The 18,279-nt window shown below is 62.1% G+C and carries 21 protein-coding genes; 6 read left to right on the forward strand and 15 right to left on the reverse strand.

The features are described from left to right. Positions 1 to 166: 166 nt before the first annotated feature. The 5 genes from petA to apt all read left to right on the forward strand — a co-directional run bounded on the left by petA (position 167) and on the right by apt (position 3,706). Positions 167 to 691 carry a ubiquinol-cytochrome c reductase iron-sulfur subunit gene (gene petA, locus NO934_RS12860; protein WP_375142758.1) on the forward strand — a complete coding sequence of 175 codons (525 nt, stop codon included), beginning with the start codon at positions 167 to 169 and terminating at the stop codon, positions 689 to 691. Between the two features lie 14 nt (positions 692 to 705). Next, on the forward strand, positions 706 to 1,959 hold the full coding sequence (locus tag NO934_RS12865; protein ID WP_309160366.1) for a cytochrome b N-terminal domain-containing protein: 1,254 nt from the start codon (positions 706 to 708) through the stop codon (positions 1,957 to 1,959). A 22-nt stretch (positions 1,960 to 1,981) separates the two neighbouring features. Continuing rightward, a complete protein-coding gene (locus tag NO934_RS12870; RefSeq protein WP_309160367.1) occupies positions 1,982 to 2,809 on the forward strand; it encodes a cytochrome c1 in 828 nt (275 codons plus the stop codon). 101 nt (positions 2,810 to 2,910) lie between these two features. Continuing rightward, a complete protein-coding gene (locus tag NO934_RS12875; protein WP_309160368.1) occupies positions 2,911 to 3,114 on the forward strand; it encodes a hypothetical protein in 204 nt (67 codons plus the stop codon). Between the two features lie 58 nt (positions 3,115 to 3,172). Further along, positions 3,173 to 3,706: an adenine phosphoribosyltransferase gene (gene apt, locus NO934_RS12880; RefSeq protein ID WP_309160369.1), complete on the forward strand. Its 534-nt coding sequence runs from the start codon at positions 3,173 to 3,175 to the stop codon at positions 3,704 to 3,706. Positions 3,707 to 3,742: 36 nt separating this feature from the next. Here apt and NO934_RS12885 read toward each other — a convergent pair whose 3' ends face one another. The 7 genes from NO934_RS12885 to NO934_RS12915 form a co-directional block, all read right to left on the reverse strand. Beyond that, complete coding sequence (locus NO934_RS12885; RefSeq protein ID WP_309160370.1) at positions 3,743 to 5,206, reverse strand: hypothetical protein; 1,464 nt, start codon at positions 5,204 to 5,206, stop codon at positions 3,743 to 3,745. Positions 5,207 to 5,434: 228 nt separating this feature from the next. After that, positions 5,435 to 5,611: a hypothetical protein gene (locus NO934_RS12890; RefSeq protein WP_309160371.1), complete on the reverse strand. Its 177-nt coding sequence runs from the start codon at positions 5,609 to 5,611 to the stop codon at positions 5,435 to 5,437. A 502-nt stretch (positions 5,612 to 6,113) separates the two neighbouring features. Continuing rightward, positions 6,114 to 6,467 (reverse strand): DUF423 domain-containing protein, encoded by a 354-nt coding sequence (locus NO934_RS12895; protein ID WP_309160372.1) that lies wholly within the window; start codon positions 6,465 to 6,467, stop codon positions 6,114 to 6,116. Next, positions 6,464 to 7,015: a MaoC/PaaZ C-terminal domain-containing protein gene (locus NO934_RS12900; RefSeq protein WP_309160373.1), complete on the reverse strand. Its 552-nt coding sequence runs from the start codon at positions 7,013 to 7,015 to the stop codon at positions 6,464 to 6,466. Before NO934_RS12900 ends, NO934_RS12895 begins: the two co-directional genes overlap by 4 nt. Then, positions 7,012 to 7,506 carry a MaoC family dehydratase gene (locus NO934_RS12905; protein WP_309160374.1) on the reverse strand — a complete coding sequence of 165 codons (495 nt, stop codon included), beginning with the start codon at positions 7,504 to 7,506 and terminating at the stop codon, positions 7,012 to 7,014. The genes NO934_RS12900 and NO934_RS12905 overlap by 4 nt, the downstream gene beginning before the upstream one ends. A 77-nt stretch (positions 7,507 to 7,583) precedes the next feature. Beyond that, positions 7,584 to 9,248, reverse strand: coding sequence for an ABC transporter ATP-binding protein (locus NO934_RS12910; protein WP_309160375.1), 1,665 nt, complete (start codon positions 9,246 to 9,248; stop codon positions 7,584 to 7,586). 117 nt (positions 9,249 to 9,365) lie between these two features. Further along, positions 9,366 to 9,812, reverse strand: coding sequence for a DUF305 domain-containing protein (locus NO934_RS12915; RefSeq protein WP_309160376.1), 447 nt, complete (start codon positions 9,810 to 9,812; stop codon positions 9,366 to 9,368). Positions 9,813 to 9,923: 111 nt separating this feature from the next. Here NO934_RS12915 and NO934_RS12920 point away from each other — a divergent pair, with 111 nt between their 5' ends. Then, the gene (locus NO934_RS12920; RefSeq protein WP_309160377.1) at positions 9,924 to 10,148 is read left to right on the forward strand and encodes an Ada metal-binding domain-containing protein; all 225 of its coding nucleotides are present in this window, start codon (positions 9,924 to 9,926) and stop codon (positions 10,146 to 10,148) included. 1 nt (position 10,149) lies between these two features. Here NO934_RS12920 and ychF read toward each other — a convergent pair whose 3' ends face one another. The 8 genes from ychF to lgt all read right to left on the reverse strand — a co-directional run bounded on the left by ychF (position 10,150) and on the right by lgt (position 18,234). After that, positions 10,150 to 11,247: a redox-regulated ATPase YchF gene (gene ychF / locus NO934_RS12925; protein WP_309160378.1), complete on the reverse strand. Its 1,098-nt coding sequence runs from the start codon at positions 11,245 to 11,247 to the stop codon at positions 10,150 to 10,152. Positions 11,248 to 12,414: 1,167 nt separating this feature from the next. Beyond that, positions 12,415 to 13,128, reverse strand: coding sequence for an aminoacyl-tRNA hydrolase (gene pth, locus NO934_RS12930; RefSeq protein WP_309160379.1), 714 nt, complete (start codon positions 13,126 to 13,128; stop codon positions 12,415 to 12,417). 48 nt (positions 13,129 to 13,176) lie between these two features. Next, positions 13,177 to 13,803 (reverse strand): 50S ribosomal protein L25/general stress protein Ctc, encoded by a 627-nt coding sequence (locus NO934_RS12935; RefSeq protein WP_375143255.1) that lies wholly within the window; start codon positions 13,801 to 13,803, stop codon positions 13,177 to 13,179. 132 nt (positions 13,804 to 13,935) lie between these two features. Then, positions 13,936 to 14,199 (reverse strand): hypothetical protein, encoded by a 264-nt coding sequence (locus tag NO934_RS12940; RefSeq protein ID WP_309160380.1) that lies wholly within the window; start codon positions 14,197 to 14,199, stop codon positions 13,936 to 13,938. Positions 14,200 to 14,455: 256 nt separating this feature from the next. Then, positions 14,456 to 15,388 carry a ribose-phosphate pyrophosphokinase gene (locus NO934_RS12945; RefSeq protein WP_309160381.1) on the reverse strand — a complete coding sequence of 311 codons (933 nt, stop codon included), beginning with the start codon at positions 15,386 to 15,388 and terminating at the stop codon, positions 14,456 to 14,458. Positions 15,389 to 15,542: 154 nt separating this feature from the next. Continuing rightward, complete coding sequence (pgeF, locus tag NO934_RS12950) at positions 15,543 to 16,313, reverse strand: peptidoglycan editing factor PgeF (RefSeq protein WP_309160382.1); 771 nt, start codon at positions 16,311 to 16,313, stop codon at positions 15,543 to 15,545. Between the two features lie 30 nt (positions 16,314 to 16,343). After that, positions 16,344 to 17,459, reverse strand: a complete 1,116-nt coding sequence (locus NO934_RS12955) for an SAM-dependent methyltransferase (RefSeq protein WP_309160383.1) — start codon at positions 17,457 to 17,459, stop codon at positions 16,344 to 16,346. After that, complete coding sequence (lgt, locus tag NO934_RS12960) at positions 17,422 to 18,234, reverse strand: prolipoprotein diacylglyceryl transferase (protein ID WP_309160384.1); 813 nt, start codon at positions 18,232 to 18,234, stop codon at positions 17,422 to 17,424. Before lgt ends, NO934_RS12955 begins: the two co-directional genes overlap by 38 nt. Between the last annotated feature and the right edge of the window lie 45 nt (positions 18,235 to 18,279).

Genomic DNA, 18,279 nt, shown 5'->3' on the forward strand with positions numbered 1-18,279 from the left:
ACGGTCCCGGAGGCTGGACAAGTCAATGAGACAGTGCAAAAAGGGGGCCCGAAATCCGCACCGCCTCACGGCGGCGGGGGTCTAGACGTGCATCCGTGCGAATATCCCAGCGGGGCCCGTCGGTCTAATGACTTGTCTTAACAGGCCTTTTTGGGGATCTAGAACTTTGGCGACAGCGAGTGAATCAAAGGCGACGCGGCGCGATTTTTTGTATATCGCGACCGGTGCCGTCGGTGCGGTTGGAGTAGCGGGGGCGGCATGGCCGCTCATCCATCAGTTGAATCCCGATGCGTCCGTTCTGGCGCTGGCCTCGATCCGGTTCGACGTTTCCTCGGTTGCGGAAGGATCTTCGGTGACGATCCTGTGGCGCGGCCTGCCGGTTTTCGTGCGACACCGTACCGCAGCCGAGATCGAAGAAGCGCGGGCGGTTCCGCTCTCCGATCTCAAGGACCCCGAATCCGATGAAGAGCGCGTGCTCGAAGGGCACGAGGAGTGGCTGATCATGGTCGCCAACTGCACCCATCTCGGCTGCGTGCCGGTGGGTGAATCTGGCGATTTCGATGGCTGGTTCTGTCCCTGCCACGGGTCCCACTACGACACATCGGGTCGTATCCGCCGCGGGCCCGCTCCGGCCAATCTGGTCGTGCCGCCCTATCAGTTCGTGTCCGACACTGTCGTCGAGATCGGTTAAGGGGAGTAGAGGGCATGGCCAATCACGCTGGCAATTACACGCCGGGCACCGGAATCGAGCGCTGGCTCGATGAACGGCTTCCGATCATCAGGTTCTCCAAAGAACATCTGATGGACTATCCCACGCCGAAGAACCTCAACTATTGGTGGACCTTCGGCGCCATCCTCACCTTCATGCTGGTCATCCAGATCGTGACCGGCGTCATCCTTGTGATGCACTATACCCCGCATGTGGACCTGGCCTTTGCCTCGGTCGAGCACATCCGGCGTGACGTCAATTACGGCCGCATCATCCAGGGCACCCATGCGGTGGGCGCCTCGATGTTCTTTGCGGCGGTCTATGTCCATATCTTCCGTGGCCTCTATTACGGGTCCTACAAGGCCCCGCGCGAAGTGATCTGGATGCTGGGCGTTATTCTCTTCATCCTGCTGATGGCTACGGCCTTCATGGGTTACGTGCTTCCCTGGGGGCAGATGAGCCTTTGGGGCGCGACGGTGATCACCGGCATCTTCTCGGCCATCCCGGTGGTGGGCGAGGCGCTGCAGACGCTGTTGCTGGGCGGTTTCTCGGTGGCCAATCCCACGCTCAACCGCTTCTTCTCGCTGCACTACCTTATCCCGTTCATCATCGCGGCGGTGGTTGTGCTGCACATCTGGGCGCTGCACGTTCCGGGCAACAACAACCCCACCGGCGTAGAGGTCAAGGACAGCCGCGACACGCTGCCGTTCCACCCCTACATCACGATGAAGGATCTGTTCGCGGTCGTTCTGTTCCTGATCCCGTTCGCCTGGTTCGTGTTCTTTGCGCCCGACATCCTCGGTCACGCCGACAACTACATTCCCGGCAATCCGCAGGTGACGCCGGCGCATATCGTGCCTGAATGGTATCTGCTGCCGTTCTACACCATGCTGCGGGCCATCGACTTCAACGTGCTGTTCATCGACTCCAAGCTCGGTGGCGTCATCGTGATGGCCGGCTCGTTGCTGATCCTCTTCGCGCTGCCCTGGCTGGATAGCTCCAAGGTGCGCTCGGGATCGTTCCGTCCGCTGTTCCGTCCGTTCTACTGGCTGTTCGTGGTCAACTTCATCGTGCTCGCCTATCTCGGCGCGCAGCCGGCGGAAGGCATCTATGTGCTGCTGGCCAAGATTTCCACGGCCTATTATTTCGCCTACTTCCTGATCATTCTCCCGGTTCTCGGACGCATCGAAAGGCCCGCCCTGCTGCCGGCGAGCATTTCGGAAAGCGTGCTTGGCAAGGCCAATGGCTGATCGGGAGCGAAGGACAACAATGATGCTTAAAAAGACGATCCTTGGTGTACTCGCCCTCGCAGCAGTCGCCCTTGGCAGCGCCACGGTGCAAGCGGCGGAAGAAAACGCGCACACCGAGCAGCAGGACTGGAGCTTTGCCGGCGTGTTCGGCACTTACGACCAGAACCAGCTTCGGCGCGGATTCCATATCTACCGGGAAGTGTGCTCAAGCTGCCATGGCCTTGATTTCATCGCCTTCCGCAATCTCTCCGAGCCCGGTGGCCCGGAATATTCGGAAGATCAGGTGCGTGCGCTGGCTGCCGAGTTCACCATTGCCGATGAGACTGCCGAAGGCGGCGAGCGCGAAGGCGTGCCCGCCGACCGCTGGCCGAACCCGTTCGCCAGCGAACAGATCGCCCGCGATTCCAATGGTGGCGCCTTCCCGCCCGACCTGTCCCTGATGGCCAAGGCGCGCGGGATCCACATGGATTTCCCCTGGTGGGTCTTCAACTACTTCACCGCCTATCAGGAGGCGGGTGCTGACTATATCTACAACCTGCTTACCAGCTATACCGAGGCGCCCGAGGGTACCGAGGTGCCGGCCGGTCAGTACTACAATGAATATTTCCCCGGCCATTTGATCGCCATGGCGCCGCCGCTGAGCGACGGCCTTATCAGCTACGACGACGAGGCAACCCCCGAGACGGTGGAGCAGTATGCGCTCGACATCGCAGCGTTCCTGCAATGGACGGCTGATCCGCACATGGTCGAGCGCAAGGCGACCGGCTTTAAGGTCATCATCTTCCTGATCGTCCTGGCGGTGCTCATGTATCTGGTCAAGCGCCGCATCTGGCGCGACATTCACGATTGATCGAAAGGGGCCTTCGGGCCCCTTTTTTGTATCTCGCGCTCTTGCCCGGAGAGCATGATTTCTTCATTGTATGGCGCGTCCGGTCCATGCGGAGAACACCCATGTCCGCCATTCGCGTAGCAAAGACAGTGGCGCTTCTGGCCCTAGCGGCAAGCCGCAGTCCCTTGGTCCGCTCTGCCGTCAAGGCGGCGCCGCATCTGATTTCCGAGGAGCGCAAGGCTGCGGCTTACGAAGCCACCAAGCGCGCCGCGCGCAAGGCCGGCGAGATGACCGCCCGCGTGGTGCCGCCCAATCGCTACTTCTGACGATTTCCGCTCCCTTCATATCGGCACTGTGGTGCCCATCTTCCATAAAGGCTCGCCCATGCCGACCGATCTCAAGGCGCTCGTGCGCTCGATTCCCGATTATCCCAAGCCAGGCATCATCTTTCGCGATATCACTTCGCTGATCGAGGATTCGGACGGTTTTCGCGAGAGCTGCGAATTGCTGGCCAACGCCCATCGGGACAGAGGCATCACCAAGGTGGCCGGCATCGAGGCGCGAGGCTTCATTTTTGGAGCGGGCGTGGCGATCGCACTGGGCGTGGGGTTCGTGCCGGTGCGCAAGGCGGGCAAGCTGCCTGGCGAAACGATCGGCCAGAACTACGCGCTCGAATACGGCGTCGATACCATCGAGATCCACGCCAATGCGGTTGGCTCGGGTGACAATGTGCTGCTGGTGGACGATCTGATCGCCACGGGCGGAACCGCCATCGCCGCGATTTCCCTGTTGCGGCGGACCGGCGCGAAGGCCGAACACGCGGCTTTCGTCATCGACCTTCCCGATATCGGCGGTGCCGACAAGCTGCGCAGCCAGGGCGTTGCCGTCGAGGCGCTGATGGCCTTCGAAGGCCATTAGGGGACGGGCGGACATGCCGCCCGTTCACAGTTGCGGTTACTCGGCTGCCGAGAGTAGGACGCCGCCGACGGTATCACCTTCACCGCTACAGCCGGTTTCGCCATAACGGATGAAGCGCTGGGCGCGTTTGCCGGTATCGACCTCGCCCGTATAGATATTCCCCGAACTGTCGACGGCGACGTTGTGCAGCCAATGGAACTCGCCAACGCCCTGTCCAGGACGGCCGAAGCGGGCGAGTTCGCCCAGCGTGTCGCGGTTGAGCACGTAAATGGTCATGTTGGAGTTGTCGCCGACATAAAGGCAGGTCTGGCCGTCATCGGCCGAAAAGTTCACCGACACCGCGGTGCCCGGAATAGTCGTGCGGGTTTCCACGCTCACGAACTGCTCTTCGACAAAGCCGCATAGTCCCGCTTCGCCATCGGGATTGTCGCACGGTTGGCCAAGCTCGGCGAGATCGAATACCTGAATGCGGTTGTTGCCTCGATCGCAGACATAGAGCATCCGATCATCGGAAATCTCCACGCAATGGACCGGATTGCGGAAGAAGCCAGGACGCGGGGTTTCGCCGGTGGCCAGGTCCTCCGCAAAAGTGCCCGAATTGTCAGCGACCTCGTCGTCCACCGGGTTCTGTCCGTAGGCTCCGAAATGGCCAACATACTCGCCCGTTTCCGCGTCGACGGCGACCACACGATTGTTGCCATAGCCATCGGCGATATAGAGGATGTTGGTCTCGGGATCGACGACCATGTCGGCGGGGCGGAACAATTGCGGCGTGCCGTTTATGCCGCCATCGGTGTCATTGCTGTCGGGTGCTTGGGCTCCGGTGGCGCCGATCTGCAAGACGAACTCGCCCTCCATGGTGAATTTGAGCACGTGTCCGTCCCAGCCATTGGCGCTGGCCCATGGGGTATCGCCCGAGCCGTTGCCGTTCGAGCCGATATAGATGAAATCGTTGTGGTCGACATAGATGCCGTGCTCGTTGGCCGGCCAGAAACAACCGTCCTCCTGGCGGCAGGCGGTTTGAAGAAAATCGCCATCCGATGGGCCGCCCCAGGCCTGCAAAAGATTTCCCTCCTGGTCGAACTGCATGACGGCGGGAGCAGGCGTGCAGCAATCGGTGATCGGACCGAACGGACGCGGATGGCCCAGGGCGCTGACCTGTTCGCCCTCGGCGTTTTCGCCCACAGCCTCGAGCCGGCCCGCCTCCTCGGTGGTCAATGAACGCGAGCGCTGCAAGACCCAGATATTGTCGTCATTGTCGACATAGACGCCGGCAATCTGTCCGAAGGTCCAGTTGTTGGGCAGAGGCTTTGGCCAAGCCGGGTCGGCGATGAAATGGGGCAAGGCGCTGCCTTCGGTCATGTCGAGGGGAGCGGTGCGCTCCATAAGCGATTGCAGTCTTTCTTCTCCCAATATTTGCGCTGGATTGTCCTGCGCCATCGCATTTGGGGCCGCGAGTAAAGCGGCGATCACCAACGCGACCTTCCGATAACGAAACATTTCTCTCTCCTCACCTTTAATCGTATAATATTTTTACTATGCGACTTCTGAAATTCTGCTCGCGGAACTGGAAGAAAGTCAATTGTCTCGCAATTTATGTTATATTACTAAGATATAATTATTTTAGGTAGTGCCGCGATATTGTGCGGCGCCGGCGGTCTGGCACCCGGCGAGGTATGACCGAGCGGGGACGGCCAAAGAAAAGGCCGGCGCGGACGCCGGCCGTAGCTACTTGCCCCTGAGTTTATCGGGCAGGGGCAGCGGGACGCTGTCGGTGCGGGGCAGATGATCCTCGATCCTGGCCCTGTGCCGTACCGGCACTGGCGGACCTTGCCGCGGCCCTTTGGGGAGAGGGGACTTGCCGAACCGTCCAGTGCCGGTGAGCTTGTACATTTTGCCTTTCATGCGAAACCTCCTTGTTAGGATTAAAATCCTAACAGTCAAAACGATACCGTGTCCGCGTGAAGAGATCGGCGGATTACGGGTGGAGCTGCGTCGGCGGACAAGCGTTGCTCTCCGCGAACAGCCTTTGCTTGTTTCGAGAGGTTGCGCGCAGCGCAGAATGCTCGAAAGTCGCGAGGGCATCGCCGCCGCGACGCAGGCGAGAGCTTGTGAGCAGGAAAGGCGAAGGAAGCAGAGAAGGCCGCTATTGTAGGCACTTATATGCCTGTTTTGTTTCGTTTCCGGTCAGGAGAACGAACGGGTCTATCTCAATAAAGCTGGAGATAAGTTCACCAGCGACTTCCACAAATCCGATATCCTCGCATCGCTGCGCTCTTGGAGCCTGCCGGACAATGGGCAGGCGTGCCTGGGCATCTGCGCTGACGCGTTACGGTATCAGATCATTGGAGTCGCGACCTCGGAGCGTTTGTGAACGAGCGCATGAAAACACAGGAAAATCATCCTGTCAACAGCGTCGGGAAAAGAGACCCGCAACGATGACGAGAAGCCAGCCGGCGATCAGCGCTAGTCCGCCGATGGGGGCCAGCAGCGGGAGGGGCGAGGCGCCCAGGAAATGCCGGGCGGCGAGATCGCCGCAAAAAACGACAGCACCGATGAGGAGAGCGGCTAAGGAAAAGTCGAACAGGCGCGGCAGCGGCGCCAGCGCCAGGGCGAGAATCGCTGGGGCGTGGGTCAGCGCGATCAGTGCGTAAGGGCCGAGCAAGGTGGCGCCCACATGGGACGAGGCCGCCGCGGCGGCAACGCCCGATGCGCCGAGCAAGCCGGCGATGGCTATCGCAATGCGCTGGAACGGGCTCATCTGCGGGCCAGTGTCTTGAGACCTGGCACCCTGGCGAGGGCCATTGCGGCTTTGACCTTGAGCGGCATTTTGTAGTCTCGCAGCTTGGAAAAGCCCACCAGATCGGCCGAATAGACGAGTTCGCCGTGTTGGTTGTGCGCTTCGAGAAGATTGAAGAGCAGGCCCCAGCCGGGAATTGAGTTCGACGGACGCTTGCCGGTGACCGTCAGGGTATAGCCGACGGTATCGCCGGCGCGGACGGGTGCCTTGAAATCCATGCGGTTGACCCCGGGTGAGGGGCCGGACACGCCGGGCTCACCGCCTTCGGCGCGGACGATATCTTCCTCGGCTTCCAACCGGTCGACCATCAGGCGATGGCCGACGCTGACCGTATGCCAGCCCGAAGCGACGAGGCCGCCGAAATGAGAGTGGCGCGCGGCTTCGGGATCGACATGGAAATATTGAGGATCATAGAGCTTGCCGAAGCGGATGATCTCGGCTTGGGTGAAGGTGTGGCTGCCAAGATCATAGGCCGTATCGAGGCTGACGTCTTCGAACCAGCGGGTCATTGGGCGGCCTCCGGGATGGGTGCCGAGGGATCGCGAACTTCGACGAGATTGGTGAGGTTGAGGGTCATCACCTGCTGGCCTTTTTGGTTGCGCATGTCGAAGGCGACGGTGAGGATGCCCATTTCGGGATGGCTGGCCGAGCGGCGCAGGGAGGTGACTGTCGCCGTCCCGGAAAGCGTGTCGCCCTTCATCAGCGGACGCTTCCATTTGAGGTCGGTAAAGCCCAGACCGCCCATGGAGGCGACCTTGGAAAGGAAGGTATCGACCAGCATGCGCAGCGAGAGCGCTCCGGTCTGCCACCCGCTCGCGGCCAGGCCGCCCAGAAGGCTGGCCTTGGCTGCCTTTTCATCGAGATGGAAGGGGAAGGGGTCGAACTCGGTGGCGAATTCGATGATGTCGGCCTTGCTGACCGTGCGCGGACCCAGCGTCACGGTTTCCCCGACCTTCAAGTCCTCGAAATGGCGTCGATCTCGCGTTATCGGATTGGTCATCCTGCTGCCCTTTACGTCAATCCGATTGTGCCCCAAGGATGGTTGGCCGGCAAGAGGAGCGGCTGTCGCAGCCTTGGTCATTGCACTTGCGGGCCGATGCGGATCACCGTGTCCTCGGGACGGATGACGCTCAGCCGATGGGTGATGGCGATGATCGTCACCTCGTCGCAGATGCGGCGCAACTGATCCATGATCTCTTTTTCGGTTTCGGCATCGAGGGCCGAGCTGGCTTCGTCGAGCAGCACGATGGCCGGATCGGCGTAAAGTGCGCGGGCGATGGCGATGCGCTGGCGCTCGCCGCCCGAAAGCTTGAGGCCGCGTTCGCCAACCACGGTCTGGAAACCATCATCGAGCCCATCGATGAAATCGAGAATGGCGGCGCGCTCGGCGGCGCGGCGCAGGCGCGCCTCGTCATGGGGGCGGCCGAGTACGATGTTGGTGGCCAGCGTATCGTTGAGCAGCACCACGTCCTGCGGCACGGCGGCGGCATGGGCGAACCAATCGGCGCGGGAAATTTCGGTGAGGTCGGTGCCGTCGATGAGGATGCGGCCCTGCTGGGGGCGCATGGCCTTGAGCAGCAGCTTGAACAGGGTGGATTTGCCTGCGCCGGTATCGCCGGTGATGTAGGTCACGGTGCCCCGCCGTGCCGCGAAGCCTGCGCCCTCGACGCCGCGGCCGTTGGGATAGCGATAGGTCACGTCCTCGAAAACCACCCTTCCATCGGTGAGGGTGAGCGGTTGCCCGGAGGTGGTGTCGTCGTGGGATTCGGCCTGCCACATGCGGGCGAAGGGAAGGAAGCGGGAATAGGATTGGGAGACCTGCTGGATGGCCTGCCCGACCATCTGGAAGGGCGTGTTGAGCTGCAGCAGCAGGGTATTGAACAGCACGAGATCGCCGACCGTGAGCGTACCTTCCACCACGCGAGGGACCAGAAGCCAGAGCGTCAGGGCAAATTGCGCGGTGAGGGCGAGGCCGAAGATGCCGGCGAAGCGCACCTGGGTGGTGGCGTAGCGGCGCCAGGAGTCGAGGGAGGATTGCTGGCGGGCGGTGAACTGGCCGATCATCCAGCGGTCCGACCCGAACTGGCGCAACGTATCCATGCCGGCAATGGCATTGCCGATGAATTTGGAGCTTTCCTGGGAATGTTCGATGGCTGCATCGAGATGGATGCGCGTGATGCGGGTCGCATGCATGACGAGCGCGATATAGACCATGCCGTAGACGAGGACGATCAGGGCAATATCGAGATCGAGCACGGTCCCGAGCATCACGATGCTGAGGGTCACTTGCGCGATGCCGGGGAGAAGGGCGGCGAGGCTGAACTGGACGACGAAGTTGAGGGCATCCCCGCCCTTGTGCTGGGCGCTTTGGATCTCGGCCGGGTTGTGGTCGAGAAAGAATGATGATGCCTTGCCGACAAGTTGTTCGAAGAACGCTGTCGAGGAAACGAAGTCGAGGCTCTCCGAGGTCATGAAGGTCAGAAAGGCCGACATGCGCTGGAGGGCAAAGCCCAGGCCCATGAGAAGGGCATAGGCCATGAAGGCCCAGATAATGCCCGATGCGAGAGAGGTGGCATCGATGCTGTCGATGAGGCGCGAGAAGAGATAGGGCGCGGCGATGGTGGCCAGCGAGCCCAAGAGGGTGATGACCAGCACCGCAACGAGGATCAGCTTGGCGGTTCTGAGATAGCGTCCGAGGATGGTCTTGAGCGGTGGGGCGATGAGGCTGAGGTCGATGTGCATGCTCGCTCCCGTTCCGCTGGAGGGGCAATGTGTAGCCGAATCACGTGCAGTCTCAAGAGGCAGAGGGCGGCGGATGGCCCACTGTTTGGCGATCAATCTCGGCGCAGTGACGTCCGCTCATTGCTCGAGGTCTGCGATCAACGCCTTCATCTCTTCGATCTCGCTACGCTGGGCCTCGATGATGCGATTGGCAAGATCGATAGCGCGCGGGTCCGAGAGGTTGGCATTTTCCGATGTCAGGATGGCGATGGAATGATGAGGGATCATGGCGCGCATCCATGACACGTCCTCGATGGTCGCCTGCGAGCGGACGAGGTAGAGCGAGCCCGCAAAAACCAAGATGGCGGCGAGGTAGATGCCGATATTGAGAGCGGTGTTCTTGTACATTCCCAGCATGAAGCTGAGCATGATGATGGCCATCGCCGCGCCCATGAGCAGCGCCATATAGGCGCGGGTTTCGCTGAAAAAGATGTGATCGAGCGCGTAGGTATTGAGGTACATGAGCCCAAACATCACCACGGTCGAGGTGGCGATCATGGCAAAGAAGCGTGCGTAACCGTGCATGGCAGTCTCCCGTTTGTTCGGGCAACGAAGCCTGTTGGTTCGAGTTCCGGGGGAAAACGGGTCGCGTGCTCTCTCCTGCCACTGCTTTAGTGGCGGGGAAAGGAGTTTGCCATGGCTGAAATCATCGATGTGGATCACCTCTACGCTTCGGTTGCGGCGCGGGATCGCGCTTATCTTGGCCAAGCTTACGTCGGTGTGAGGTCCACGGGGATATTTTGCACGATGGGATGTCCGTCGCGCACGCCGCTCAAAAAGAACTGCCGGTTCTTCGAGACTGTTGAGGACTGCGTCGCGGCGGGATTTCGGGCCTGCAAGCGATGCAGGCCCGAGCAATAGATCAGGTGTTGAACTTGAAGAGCATCACGTCGCCGTCCTTGACGACGTATTCCTTGCCTTCATCGCGCGCCTTGCCCGCTTCCTTGGCGGCGACTTCGCCACCCAAGGTCACGAAATCCTCATAGGCGATGGTCTGGGCGCGGATGAAGCCGCGTTCGAAATCGGAGTGGATGACACCGGCCGCCTGGGGGGCCTTGGTGCCCACCGGAATGGTCCAGGCGCGGGCTTCCTTGGGGCCGACGGTGAAATAGGTCTGCAGGTGCAGGAGCTTATAGCCCTCGCGGATCAGCCGGTTGAGGCCGGGTTCGGACAGACCAAGGGAGGAGAGGTAATCGAGGCGGTCGGCATCATCGAGGCCGGCGAGTTCGGCTTCGATCTCGGCACAGATGATCACCGAGCGGGCGTCCTGCTCCTTGGCGTAAGCCTCGACCTTGGCCGTGTGTTCATTGCCGGTCGCGGCGGCGGCTTCATCGACATTGCAGACGTAAAGAACCGGCTTGGCGGTCAGGAGCTGGAGCTCCTTGAACGCCTTTTCCTCGTCGGGCGCACGTTCGACGAGGCGAGCCGGCTTGCCATCTTCGAGCAGCGCTTTTGCGCGGTTGACCAGTTCGAGGGTGAGCTTGGCATCCTTGTCGTTGGCGCGAATTTTCTTTTCCAGGCCGCCGATGCGCTTTTCGAGACTTTCCAGGTCGGCCAGCATCAATTCGGTTTCGACAACTTCGGCATCGGCTATGGGATCGACCTTGCCGGCGACGTGGACGATGTCGTCGTTCTCAAAGCAGCGCAGCACATAGGCGATGGCATCGCATTCGCGGATGTTGGCGAGGAACTGATTGCCCAGTCCTTCGCCCTTGGAGGCGCCTTTGACCAATCCGGCGATGTCGACGAAGGAGAGCCGGGTGGGGATCACCTCCTTGGACTTGCCGATCTCGGCGAGCTTGTCGAGCCGCTCGTCGGGGACGGAGACTTCACCGACATTGGGCTCGATGGTGCAGAAGGGGAAATTGGCGGCCTGGGCCGCCGCCGTCTGGGTGAGGGCGTTGAAAAGCGTCGATTTGCCGACATTGGGCAGGCCGACGATGCCGCATTTGAAGCCCATGGGGGAACCTCGGAAATGGCGCGGAAAGCGCGGGGGAAATCGTTGCGCACTACCTCGTGCAGAGAGAGCTGGAAGTCAAGAGAAGGCATGTGGAAGCGGCCGACAGCCGCAAGGCTTCGGAGGTTGATGATGACGGCATGGGGCGATGAACGCCTCGTGCTGAGTTTGTTAGTATGAAGCGATCATCGCCCCATGCGTCCGGGATTTTGGGCTTATGGCGGCTTCTCGGGCTGGGGGTTGTTGGAAAAGCCACCGTTGCCGATGATTTCCCGCTGCCCCTCCGGGTTTCCCCGGTGCGACGTGGGAGTGATTGGATTGGTGGTCCGCTCACACCTTTTATCCACATCCGGCCATCTGTCCGCTTTGGGCCTTCCCCACGGCGACCCGTGAGGAACCCGAACCGATCCTGCCCAAACGTTCGTAGCGCTTGCGTCCATATGCGCGGGGTCGTGAGGGGGAGTATGGGGCAAGCGCAGGGGGCGGGGATAAGTTTTTGCGCGTGTGTCTGTGGAAGCTCAGCGCCCCCTCATCCGACCGCTTCGCGGCCACCTTCTCCCACCAGGGGAGAAGGGTAGCCCCTGGCAGGCTCTCGGGAAAAACATCGGCGCTGTCCCTAAAGCCCCCCTTCTCCCCTGGTGGGAGAAGGGTTGGGGATGAGGGGGGCTCGGCATATCAGCGGCCACCGTGGCGGTTGTTGAGGCTCAGCGCACCCCTCATCCGTCTCGCCCTGCGGGCGATCCACCTTCTCCCTCAAGGGGAGAAGGGTTCCTGAGGAAGCGTTGCGGCTTGGGCTCAGGTGCTGAGTGTACTGGATCCCGGCTCAAGGCCGGGATGACGGTTGGGGGTTGGGGTGATGATGGGGATAAGCAGATGGGCTGCTGGAGACCTCCGCAGTGGAGCGTGGTGAGGGGGGCGGAGACGAGCGGCGCGCATACCTTGCCCCGGGTCAAGCCCGGGGCGACACGGTGGGGAATGGAGCAAGGGAGAGGGAAACAGGGGCTGAAGAAGGAGGGGAGGAGAAGGGCCAAGGACGGGGTAGGAACCGAACCAGAGTCGTGATGCGCGCACTACAGCATTTGAGCTATTCTAGACGCGCTTTACCGCCTCAAGGCCGGCATGGGGGCATAGGTGGTCAGGCGGCAATGGGCGTCGTGGGAATGTTCGCGCTCAGTCCCGCTTGCCGAACAGCTTCTTGAGCATGTCGGCCATGGGGCCGGTTTCGGGTACCTTGGCTTGAGGCGACGACGGGCGGGCCTGGCGGATGTGGCTTTGCTGGCGGGGGGCGGGTTTTTCCGCTTTTGGTTCGGACCTGGCCGAGGGAACGGCAAGGGCGAGCTTGTTCATCAGGCCGGCGGAATCGCCCTTGGCGATCAGACCGGCGTTTTTGGCCAGGGCGTCGAGCAGGGGCTCGAGCCACTCGTTTTCGGCTTTGTGGAAGTTGGAGAGCACGTGCGAATGGACGCGGTCCTTGTGGCCGGGGTGACCGATGCCGAGACGGACGCGGATGAAATTCTTGCCCAGATGGCTTTCGATGGAGCGCAAGCCATTGTGGCCGCCATTGCCGCCGCCGGCCTTGATGCGGACCTTGCCGGGGGCGAGGTCGAGCTCGTCATGGATGACGGAAATATCGGCGGGGGAGAGCTTATAGAATTGGGCGGCCTGGGCGACGGAATCGCCCGAGCGGTTCATGAAGGTCTGCGGCTTTAACAGCATGACCTTTTCGCCATCGATCACGCCCTCGGAGACGAGGCCGGAAAATTTCTGGCGGAAGGGTGGGAAAGAGTGCTGGAGGGCGATCTCGTCGACGGCCAGAAAGCCGATATTGTGCCGGTGAGCGGCATATTCGGCGCCGGGATTGCCGAGCCCCACGATCAGGTGCATCGCATCTCTCCGGGAAGCGGAGGGGGCCGGAGGCCGGCCCCCAACCGGTTATTCTTCGTTGTCGCCTTCGGCTTCGCCGGCCTCTTCGCTCTCTTCGCCTTCAGAGGAGCGCAGGGCGGACGGAGCCGCAAGAGTGGCGATGGTGAAGTCGCGATCGGTGATGGTCGGGGTGACGCCCTTGGGCAGGGTCACGGCCGAGATGTGGATCGAGTCGCCAACTTCGGTGCCGGTCAGGTCGACCACGAGATATTCGGGGATCTGGTCGGCGGGGACGGTCACCTCGACGGTGTGGCGAACGACGTTAAGCACGCCGCCCTTCTTGAGCCCGGGGGACTTTTCCTCGTTCTCGAAGTGGACCGGAACTTCGACCGTCAGGGTCGAATTCTTGCCCACGCGCAGGAAGTCCACATGCACGAGGAAATCGCGCACGGGTTCAAGCTGGTAATCCTTGGGGATCACGCGGTGCTTTTCGCCGTCCACATCGATCTCGATGACGTGCGAAAGAAAGCCGCCGTCATGAATCTTCTTGAAGGTGTCCTTATAGGACACGGCGATGGAAAGAGGGGCCTTCTTGTCGCCGTAGATAACGGCAGGAACCAGACCTTGACGACGCAGTTCACGAGCGGCCCCCTTGCCCACCCGGTCCCGCACCGAAGCCTTAAGCTCGACGCTCATGGAAATCATCCATTGGTTGGGTGCAGTCTGCAAAACGCAGAATGCGCGCCCGTCCTCCAGGGGTGACGAACGCTTCATGGCGGCGGTCTATATAGGAGAGGCCGGATTTGAGCAAGAGGCAGCGACGCGCGCTCAATCGGCCTCGTCGGCAAGCGGAGCAAGCCCGCGGCGGTCCATTTCCTCGAGCGCGGCGGCGCGCAGGGTCCTGGCGCGTTCGGTCAACTCGCCATCGGACGCATGATGCACGCGGAACAGCCGGCTGGTGCCGAACCGCTTGTGCATGTGCACCAGCATGGTGTCCGACCATGTCGGTATTTCATCGAGCAAAGCTTTGAGTTCGCCGTCGGCGGACGAGCGCGGTGCCACCAGCGGGTGACGGATAGGGGGCTTGGTCACTGATATATCCACATACGCAGTGCCCGCAGTCATGGCTGGCTCGCCCCACCGGAATTTCCGTAAAAACAGAAAATGCCGGAGCCAGTCCAAGGTTCCACGTGCAAACGTTGCTTGTGGCTGAGTCGCGCTCATGGGTCAAAACCCCGCTTCCGGTTAGCTCTTGCTTAACCATGGAGCGTCAGGGATTCTGGGCGCGGGAAACAGCTGGCGCGGCTGCTTAGGAGGCGGTTAAGGCTTCGTTAACCGCTTGAGTCGGTCAGTCGAGCAGGCTCGAGACCGACTGCTCGGACGCGGTGCGGGCGATCGCTTCGCCCAGGAGCGTTGCGATCGAGATGTGACGGATCTTGTCGACCTTGGCGACGGCCTCGGTCATTTCGATGGAGTCCGTGGTCACCAGCTCCTTGAGCCGCGAATTGGCGATGCGCTGGGGCGCTTCGCCCGAGAGCACGCCATGGGTGATATAGGCGGAGACTTCCTTGGCCCCGGCATTGAGCAGGGCCTCGGCGGCGTTGACCAGGGTGCCGCCGGAATCGATGATATCGTCGATCAGAATGCAGGACTGGCCCTCGACGTCGCCGATGATGTTCATCACCTCGGAAACGCCGGCGCGCGGGCGGCGCTTGTCGACGATGGCGAGCTGGGCACCGATGCGGTTGGCGACGTTACGGGCGCGCAGCACGCCGCCGACATCGGGGGACACGACCATTACTTTGGAGGTGTCGTAATTCTCGGCGATGTCGCGGGTGAGAACCGGAGCCGCATAGAGGTTGTCGGTGGGGATATCGAAAAAGCCCTGAATCTGGGGCGCGTGCAGATCGAGGGTGAGGACGCGGTTGGCGCCGGCCTGGGTGATGAGATTGGCGACGAGCTTGGCCGAGATCGGGGTGCGCGAGGCTGATTTGCGATCCTGCCGCGCATAGCCGAAATAGGGCATCACGGCGGTGATGCGGCGGGCCGAGGACCGACGCAGCGCATCGATCAAAATCAGGATCTCCATCAAGTGGTCGTTGGCCGGATAGGAGGTCGACTGGAGGATGAAAACATCCTCGCCGCGCACGTTCTCGTGGATCTCGACGAAGATTTCCTTATCGGCGAATTTCTTGACCGATGCGTCGGTGAGGGGAATTTCAAGATAGTCGGATACGGCCTTGGCCACGGTGAGGTTTGAGTTGCCCGTCACCAGCTTCATGGTCAGCCTCTGTCTGTCGCCCTGACACCCAAGGCCGCCAATGCCCCGAGTTTGTTGGCCGGACGTTTAGCCCCTGGGGAGCCCGACTTCAATATGACTTTTGCATGAAGGCTACGGGGGCGTGACGGTGTTGCCGATCTGCACCCCATTTCGTTCACCCCCGGGCGATCAGCGCGATCTGCCGGCCCGTGCCGATGCCGTTGTGGGTGGCGTAGCGGTGGGAAAAGTAGAGGTCGGGATGGGCGTAGGTGCAGGCGCCGACGGCTTCGACCGATTTGAGGCCCAGGGCCTCGGCCTGGTGGCGGACGAGGCCCGGCACGTCGAAATGCGGCTTGGGCCAGCCGTCGGTGACGATGAAGGCGGCGGCCTGGGGGAAGTCGTTGCGGATGGTCGTGGCCATCTCCTCACCGATCTCGTAGTTTTCCGCGGAGATGGTCGGGCCGATTGCTGCGACGATGTTGGAGCGGGTAGCGCCGAGGCTTTCCATTGCCTCGACAGTGCGGGCGAGAATGCCGGAGACGGCGCCCTTCCAGCCCGCATGGGCGGCGCCGATGACGCCCGCTTCTGGGTCGGCGAAGAGCACGGGGGCGCAATCGGCGGTGAGGATGCCCAGGGCGATGCCGGGACGGGTGGTGACCAGCGCGTCCGCTTCCGGGCGGGTTTCGGGCGTGAAGGCCTTTTCGACGATGTGAACACCGGTGCCGTGGACCTGCTTGCCCAGCGCCACTTCGATGGGGCCACCCTTGAGCGCCATCACGGCGCGATGGACGTTTTCGACGACGTTGGCGGTATCGTCACCGACGGTGCGCGAGGCATTGAGCGAGGCGAAATCGCCGTCCGAGACGCCGCCGCGCCGGCCGAAGAAGCCGTGGCGGATGCCGACGATCCGGGTAAGGGTGGGGCTCTGTTCGAAAGGCGGATGCATGTGAGGCTTGGCTTTCCTTGGGGCAGTACGTCACTGCGCGGAAAAGCCCGCGGGCCGCAGGCCGGGGCTCGATGCGCACAGGACTTTGAACAGCGTTCCCATCTGATCGGGCGAGGTGAGCCGATCGAAGGCCGTTGCGAGGGAGGCGGCCTTTTCCGGGTTTGCCGTGGCCAGAGCGGAATGGCGCTCGGCCAGTCCCAAGGATGATAGAAACGGACCCTGCTCGGCAAGGGGGTAGACGATCAACCCAGCCATGCGCGCAGCGCGGCCCAAAGCTTCGAAATCCACATGGGCGGTGAGATCGGCGGCGCCGGGCTGGGCCAGCGGATCGACATGGGTATGGCGGGCGAGGGCCTGAAGGGTTTCGCCCGGCTGGGTTTCGGCATGGCCATAGTCGAGCGTAAGGATGGCGCCGCCGCGCGGGGCGATGAGACGGCAGATCTGGCCCATGAATTGCTGGGCGGCCAGGCCGATTTCGGCCACTTCGCCCTCGTCCGCCGTAGCGAAGGCTTCGCCGATCAGCGCTTCATCATAGGGGGTGGGGGAGAGGCCGAAACTGCGCTTGCCGTGGGAGAGCCCGACGCTGCGTTCGTACCATTTGCCATTGCGGCGCACGAACTGGCGGATGGGGAGGGCGTCGAAGAACTCGTTTGCGATCACGACCAGCGGCGCGCTGCCGATCGTCTCCACCTCGTCGATCCATTCGGGGGCATAGGCGGCGAGCCGATCGCGCTGCATGGCGATGAGCACGGGGTTAGTTTCGTAGAGCTTGAGATCGAGAGCGGCGGCAAAGCCGGTGGCGCGGGTGGCGACGCGCAGGGCGTCGGCCATGAGCGTGCCACGACCGGGGCCGAGTTCGAGCAGGGTGAACTTTTCGGGGGCGCCCATCTGGAAATAGAGATCGGCAATCCATGCGCCGATCATTTCGCCGAAGGTCTGGCTGATTTCCGGGGCGGTGATGAAATCCCCCTTTACCCCCAGCGGGTCGGCCTTGCGGTAATAGCCGCGCGTGGGGTGCGTGAGGCACAGCCCCATATAGGTGGCCAGCGACATGGGGCCGTTCTGGCGGATCTGCATGTCGATCAGATCGCCAAGGGAAAGGCCCTGCTCAGGCATGGCGGCGGTGCGATTGGGCCCACGCGACAAGAGCGATGCCGCCGATCACCAGCGGTACCGAAAGCACCATGCCCATGGTGAGCCAGCCAAAGGCGAGATAGCCGATATGGCTGTCGGGCAGGCGGAAGAACTCGACGAAAATGCGCGAAAGGCCATAGCCGATGCAGAAGATGCCGGCGGCGGTGCCGGGCTGGCGCAGGATGAGCTTGATGTGGGTGAAATAGCGGATGACCAGGAACAGGACGATGCCCTCGAGAATGCCCTCGTAGAGCTGGCTGGGATGGCGCGGCAGCTCGCCCGCGCCGGGAAAAATCACGCCCCAGGGCATTGTGGTGACCGAGCCATAGAGTTCGGCGTTGATGAAATTTGCCACGCGCCCGAGGAACAGGCCGATGGTGGCGCAGCAGGCCAGAAGGTCGAGGCCGGAGAGGATGTTGGCCCCTTTGCGGCGCAGATAAATCGCCATGGCCAGTGCCAGACCGATGGCGCCGCCGTGAAAGCTCATGCCGCCGTCCCAAAGCGCGATGATCTGGGCGGGATTGGCGGCAAAGGTGAGCGGATCATAGAACAGCACATAGCCCAGCCGGCCGCCGACGATGATGCCGATCACGATCCAGAAGGTGAAATCGAACAGCTCGTCCGGCGTCATGGGCGGCGTGCCCTTGGCCCAGAGCGATTTGCGCTTGAGGATCAGCATGCCATAGCCCACGCCCAGGGCGATGCCCGCGAGATAGGCGAGCGCGTACCAGCGGATGACGATGGGGCCGATGGCGAAGGCGACGGGATCGATTGCAGGGAATGGCACGTTATCGCTCTTGGACGAAGGAAGGGCGAGCGGACCATGCCGTCC

It is taken from the genome of Pelagibacterium sp. H642 (assembly GCF_031202855.1).
Lineage (GTDB): Bacteria > Pseudomonadota > Alphaproteobacteria > Rhizobiales > Devosiaceae > Pelagibacterium.

Bases quoted from the DNA above. Each gene is read 5' to 3' on its own strand.
- NO934_RS12915 (WP_309160376.1), bottom strand. From the start codon at position 9,812: ATGCACGGTTACGCACGCTTCTTTGCCATGATCGCCACCTCGACCGTG.
- NO934_RS12920 (WP_309160377.1), top strand. From the start codon at position 9,924: ATGGCTGAAATCATCGATGTGGATCACCTCTACGCTTCGGTTGCGGCG.
- NO934_RS12890 (WP_309160371.1), bottom strand. From the start codon at position 5,611: ATGAAAGGCAAAATGTACAAGCTCACCGGCACTGGACGGTTCGGCAAG.
- NO934_RS12865 (WP_309160366.1), top strand. From the start codon at position 706: ATGGCCAATCACGCTGGCAATTACACGCCGGGCACCGGAATCGAGCGC.
- NO934_RS12945 (WP_309160381.1), bottom strand. From the start codon at position 15,388: ATGAAGCTGGTGACGGGCAACTCAAACCTCACCGTGGCCAAGGCCGTA.
- NO934_RS12900 (WP_309160373.1), bottom strand. From the start codon at position 7,015: ATGACCCGCTGGTTCGAAGACGTCAGCCTCGATACGGCCTATGATCTT.
- apt (WP_309160369.1), top strand. From the start codon at position 3,173: ATGCCGACCGATCTCAAGGCGCTCGTGCGCTCGATTCCCGATTATCCC.
- NO934_RS12905 (WP_309160374.1), bottom strand. From the start codon at position 7,506: ATGACCAATCCGATAACGCGAGATCGACGCCATTTCGAGGACTTGAAG.
- ychF (WP_309160378.1), bottom strand. From the start codon at position 11,247: ATGGGCTTCAAATGCGGCATCGTCGGCCTGCCCAATGTCGGCAAATCG.
- NO934_RS12885 (WP_309160370.1), bottom strand. From the start codon at position 5,206: ATGTTTCGTTATCGGAAGGTCGCGTTGGTGATCGCCGCTTTACTCGCG.
- NO934_RS12935 (WP_375143255.1), bottom strand. From the start codon at position 13,803: ATGAGCGTCGAGCTTAAGGCTTCGGTGCGGGACCGGGTGGGCAAGGGG.
- NO934_RS12870 (WP_309160367.1), top strand. From the start codon at position 1,982: ATGCTTAAAAAGACGATCCTTGGTGTACTCGCCCTCGCAGCAGTCGCC.
- pgeF (WP_309160382.1), bottom strand. From the start codon at position 16,313: ATGCATCCGCCTTTCGAACAGAGCCCCACCCTTACCCGGATCGTCGGC.
- NO934_RS12910 (WP_309160375.1), bottom strand. From the start codon at position 9,248: ATGCACATCGACCTCAGCCTCATCGCCCCACCGCTCAAGACCATCCTC.
- pth (WP_309160379.1), bottom strand. From the start codon at position 13,128: ATGCACCTGATCGTGGGGCTCGGCAATCCCGGCGCCGAATATGCCGCT.
- NO934_RS12895 (WP_309160372.1), bottom strand. From the start codon at position 6,467: ATGAGCCCGTTCCAGCGCATTGCGATAGCCATCGCCGGCTTGCTCGGC.
- NO934_RS12875 (WP_309160368.1), top strand. From the start codon at position 2,911: ATGTCCGCCATTCGCGTAGCAAAGACAGTGGCGCTTCTGGCCCTAGCG.